6 protein-coding genes are annotated in these 4,251 nt (G+C 60.5%); 2 read left to right on the forward strand and 4 right to left on the reverse strand.

Annotated elements, in window-relative coordinates; translation table 11 throughout:
• Together rpsN and rpsR are read left to right on the forward strand one after the other, a co-directional pair.
• Positions 1 to 273, forward strand: a 273-nt coding sequence (gene rpsN, locus Q0X21_RS10050; protein ID WP_297851735.1) for a 30S ribosomal protein S14, incomplete at its 5' end; no start/stop codon positions are given.
• 18 nt (positions 274 to 291) lie between these two features.
• The gene (gene rpsR, locus Q0X21_RS10055) at positions 292 to 540 is read left to right on the forward strand and encodes a 30S ribosomal protein S18 (RefSeq protein WP_076599274.1); all 249 of its coding nucleotides are present in this window, start codon (positions 292 to 294) and stop codon (positions 538 to 540) included.
• Between the two features lie 81 nt (positions 541 to 621).
• Here rpsR and Q0X21_RS10060 read toward each other — a convergent pair whose 3' ends face one another.
• Genes Q0X21_RS10060 through purN form a run of 4 tightly spaced genes read right to left on the reverse strand, consistent with a single transcriptional unit; the run spans position 622 to position 4,221 of the window.
• Entirely contained in the window at positions 622 to 1,461 is an 840-nt protein-coding gene (locus Q0X21_RS10060) for a hypothetical protein (RefSeq protein WP_297851736.1), read from the reverse strand.
• A 35-nt stretch (positions 1,462 to 1,496) separates the two neighbouring features.
• Complete coding sequence (locus tag Q0X21_RS10065) at positions 1,497 to 2,066, reverse strand: hypothetical protein (protein ID WP_297851737.1); 570 nt, start codon at positions 2,064 to 2,066, stop codon at positions 1,497 to 1,499.
• A gap of 47 nt (positions 2,067 to 2,113) precedes the next feature.
• Complete coding sequence (gene purH, locus Q0X21_RS10070) at positions 2,114 to 3,643, reverse strand: bifunctional phosphoribosylaminoimidazolecarboxamide formyltransferase/IMP cyclohydrolase (RefSeq protein WP_297851738.1); 1,530 nt, start codon at positions 3,641 to 3,643, stop codon at positions 2,114 to 2,116.
• Positions 3,640 to 4,221, reverse strand: a complete 582-nt coding sequence (purN, locus tag Q0X21_RS10075) for a phosphoribosylglycinamide formyltransferase (protein ID WP_297851739.1) — start codon at positions 4,219 to 4,221, stop codon at positions 3,640 to 3,642. The genes purH and purN overlap by 4 nt, the downstream gene beginning before the upstream one ends.
• Between the last annotated feature and the right edge of the window lie 30 nt (positions 4,222 to 4,251).

Here is a 4,251-nt window from a genome sequence, read left to right on the forward strand (position 1 = left end):
AAGCGCAAGGAGATCGTCGCGCGTTACGCTGAGCGCCGTCAGGAGCTCAAGGCGATCATCCGTAACCCGGAGACGTCCGACGAGGACCGTCTCGAGGCTCAGTTTGAGCTCAACCGTCAGCCGCGCGATGCCTCCCCGGCTCGCGTCCGTAACCGCGACTCGCACGACGGCCGCCCCCGCGGCTACCTCCGCAAGTTCGGCCTGTCCCGCGTTCGTATGCGCGAGATGGCCCACCGCGGTGAGCTGCCGGGCGTCCGCAAGTCCTCGTGGTAAGCAAGGGAGTGCATGTAAATGAAGCGCAATAACAACCGCAAGGTGCGGATGGAGCAGTCCCGCCGCCCGAAGAAGAACCCGCTCAAGGCCAAGGGCATCGAAGCTGTGGACTACAAGGACATTGAGACCTTGCGTCTGTTCATCTCCGATCGCCACAAGATCCGCTCGCGTCGCGTCACTGGCCTGACGCCGCAGCAGCAGCGCCAGGTCGCTACCGCTGTGAAGAACGCGCGCGAGATGGCTCTCCTGCCGTTCACCACCCGCTAATTAGCCGGTTGACGATGACAGCGTAGAGTTTCGACGAGTCTCCCCCGCTTCCACTTGATTGATGGAGGCGGGGGAGATTTCTTATTGGCAGATCGCTTCCGGCGCGTCATTCAACGCCGATGTGAGCTCAGTGACGAGCTGGGTCAGCATCGCCTGACCTGATTCATACGTGCCGTCCGCAGCGCTCGCAGCAATTGCAATAGCGATCGAGCGCCCACCGGCATCAGGGACAAGTCCCAGTTGGCGGACCTCATATGCACCGCTTATCGACGGCCCCCAGCCCCCTTTGAACCTCGCCCCCGGCACCGTGCCCAGACCGTACGCCTGGCCTGCGGCGATATTGCTCATGAGATCAAGCACCGGTGCTGCCCCGGTAACGCACCCAAGGTGGGAAGCGAACCGAGCCTGCTCAGAAACGGACCATTGTGTTTGCCCGAAGGAAGAGAACCCAGGACGTGTCACGGTGCGCTCGACAGTGACCGGGCTATCCCCTTCTGCGAGCACTGCCTCAACTTCCTCTGGCGTTGTGCTATTCCACAACAGGTCCGCTGCCCCATTATCCGAGACTTGGATTGCGCTAGAAGCCTCCGCTGTCATTTCCGGGTGGCTTTTCAGTGCAGCAATAGCAACGGGCACCTTCATCGTGGACCACGATGCGAAACCTGAGGCATCGCCGGCGGAGAACTCCTGTTCCCCAACAATGCTCACTGCTGCCTGTCCCCCATGCGCAGCGATGACGGAATCTACAGCAGCGCTCAGTGAATCAGTGATATCCATACCTGTTGGTTCTGGTGTGGGGTTCTCGTGGCTTGGTTGCTCAGATTCGGCAGAAGGCGGCCTGGTCTCGGTCACGGTCGTGACGTCGATAGTTTCTGTTGGTTCATTGAGCGGATCCCCGATGGTGCAGGCCGACAAGCTCAATGCACCGGCTCCTGCAAGAGCTGTTAGTTGGCGCCTCACGAGATGTAGACAGCCGCGTTACGCCCACCGGTGCACACGACCTGGTCGCCGCGATCACGGCAAGTCATGGTGTAGTACTTGCCGGTTCGCGGACTGTACACATCAGTCAGAGTGACATTCGGAGTGCCTTCACTTCGGCAGGTGCTCTTGAAATCGTTGAAGACATTACGTGCAAAGCCTGGTGTGGTCACCTGCGAGTCGGTGACATCCCACGAGGAATAGTTGCAACGCGAGCTCGCCTTCTTCTTAGTCGGCTTCGCGTCTTCTTCCTCATCGTCATCATCGCCCGGCGGTGGTGCGTCGACTGTTTCAGTGACGGTGGATTTCGGTGCCGACGAAACCTCAGACACGCTCGTCATGGCAGCAGCGCCTTCCGTCTTCGTGTCCTCTTGCCAGAAGAAGAAATATGCTGCGAATCCGGCCAGCCCCAACAAGAGCATGGACAAGACCGTGACCAGTACTACCAACACAGTGTTCGATTTCTGCGGCTGCTGTTGGTAGTTGGGTTGCTGCTGATAGTTCGGCGGCTGGTACTGGTAGGGGTCCTGCCAATTCTGGTTGCTCACGTGCTGTGTCCTTTAATCCGCAAATTCTTCTTTTCGCGTATTACACCTTAGTGCGCGAAGTGACGGGTACCGGTGAGGTACATGGTCACACCGGCTTCCTTTGCTGCGGCGATCACTTCATCATCACGGATGGAACCACCCGGCTGGACGACAGCCTTGACGCCTGCATCAGCCAGAATCTGGAAGCCGTCAGCGAACGGGAAGAAGGCGTCCGATGCGGCGACTGCACCGTTGGTGCGGTTGCGTCCCTCGTCGAGGGTGTTCGCACGATCGACGGCGAGCTTCGCGGAGTCCACTCGGTTGACCTGGCCCATGCCCACACCGACAGCACCGCCGTCACGTGCAATGAGAATGGCATTGGATTTCACGCAGCGCACGGCATTCCATGCAAACTCAAGGTCCTTCAGCGTTGCCTCATCAGCGGCCTCGCCAGCGACGAGCTCCCAGTTCTCCGGCTTATCGCCTTCTGCCTGGTAAATATCGCGGTCCTGGACAAGCGTGCCGCCGGAGATCTGCTTAATCTCTTTGCCTTCTCGCTCCGGTTTCTCAGCGGTAAGGATGCGCAGGTTCTTCTTGGTCTGCAGCAGTTCGAGAGCGTCGTCGGCAAAGTTCGGCGCGATGATCACCTCGGTGAAAATCGGCTTGATCTGCTCCGCCATCTCGAGGGTGACCTCGCGGTTAGCTGCGATCACGCCGCCGTAAGCGCTGACCGGGTCGCAGGCGTGGGCCTTCTTGTGGGCCTCGGCGATGGAATCCTCGGACACGGCGATGCCACACGGGTTAGCGTGCTTGATCACGGCAACGCACGGACGCTCGTGGTCCCAAGCAGCGCGCCATGCGGCGTCGGCGTCCTGGTAGTTGTTGTAGGACATCTCCTTGCCGCCGTGCTGGGTGGCGCCGGCCAGCCCGGTGCCGTCGGAGATGAGGCTTGCTGCCTGGTGCGGGTTCTCGCCGTAGCGGAGTGTCGTCGCTTTATCCTGGTTGCCCAGCTGCTCGTCGAACCACGTGGACACAGCGGCGTCGTAAAGTGCGGTGTGCTTGAACGCGTCTGCTGCGAGCTGGCGGCGCTGATCCTCGTCGAAACCGCCTGCCTTGACGGCGTCCGCGACTTCTCCGTACTTCGCCGGATCAACAACGATTGCCACCGACGGGTGGTTCTTCGCCGCTGCGCGCACCATGGACGGGCCGCCGATATCGATCATCTCGACGACCTCGTCGAAACCTGCGCCTGAAGCCACCGTTTCGGAGAACGGGTACAGGTTCACCACGACGAGCTCGAATGGCTTCACGCCCAGATCAGCGATCTGCTTCGCGTGGTCTTCCTTCCGCAGGTCCGCCAGGATGCCGGCGTGCACGTGCGGATGCAGAGTCTTCACGCGCCCCTCAAGCACCTCCGGGAAGCCAGTCACGTCAGCGACCTCTGTGACATCCACGCCAGAATCCTTGATGCGCTGTGCCGTGGAGCCAGTGGAAACGATCTCCACACCAGCTTCTGCGAGCGCTGCGGCGAGTTCCTCGATGCCTGTCTTATCGAAGACGCTGATCAGTGCGCGTTTGATGGGAGTGCGGTTGCTCATGCTGGGAATTCGACCTTTCCGGTTGTTGAGGTTTCGGCGCGGTTCAACGTATCCACAATCAAAGCGCGCTCGAGTTCCTTGATGCGTTCGTGCAAGTCTTCTTCAGTCTCCCCCGCGCGCACGTCGACCGCACGCTGGGCGATGATCTCGCCGGTATCCACACCGGCATCGATGTAATGGACAGTGGTGCCAGTGACCTTCACGCCGTACGCCAAAGCATCGCGCACAGCATGTGCACCGGGGAATGCGGGCAATAATGCTGGGTGGGTATTGATCAGGCGACCTTCGAATCGCTCGAGGAATGCCTCCCCGACGATCTTCATGAATCCTGCGGACACCACAAGATCCGGGTCCCCCACCGCATCAGCAAGCCTGCGGTTCCATTCCTCTCGGTCGCCCTCCAATGGCACGACCTCAGTGCGCACACCAGCTTTGCGGGCCCGGTCCAATCCCGGGCATTCCACATCAGCGACCACACGGTCGACCCGGTACGCGCCCTGGTTATCCAGGATTGCCTGGAGCAACGTCCCCGATCCGGAGACGAGCACCGCTACAGAAGTCTGAGAAGTCTCTGCCACGAGAGATCAGTCTAGCCCCTCCTCGCGCAA

The sequence above is a fragment of the uncultured Corynebacterium sp. genome (assembly GCF_947253065.1).
Lineage (GTDB): Bacteria > Actinomycetota > Actinomycetes > Mycobacteriales > Mycobacteriaceae > Corynebacterium.

What these genes read in the sequence shown, in the direction of transcription:
- purH (WP_297851738.1), bottom strand. Translation starts at nt 3,643, where the DNA reads ATGAGCAACCGCACTCCCATCAAACGCGCACTGATCAGCGTCTTCGAT.
- rpsR (WP_076599274.1), top strand. Translation starts at nt 292, where the DNA reads ATGAAGCGCAATAACAACCGCAAGGTGCGGATGGAGCAGTCCCGCCGC.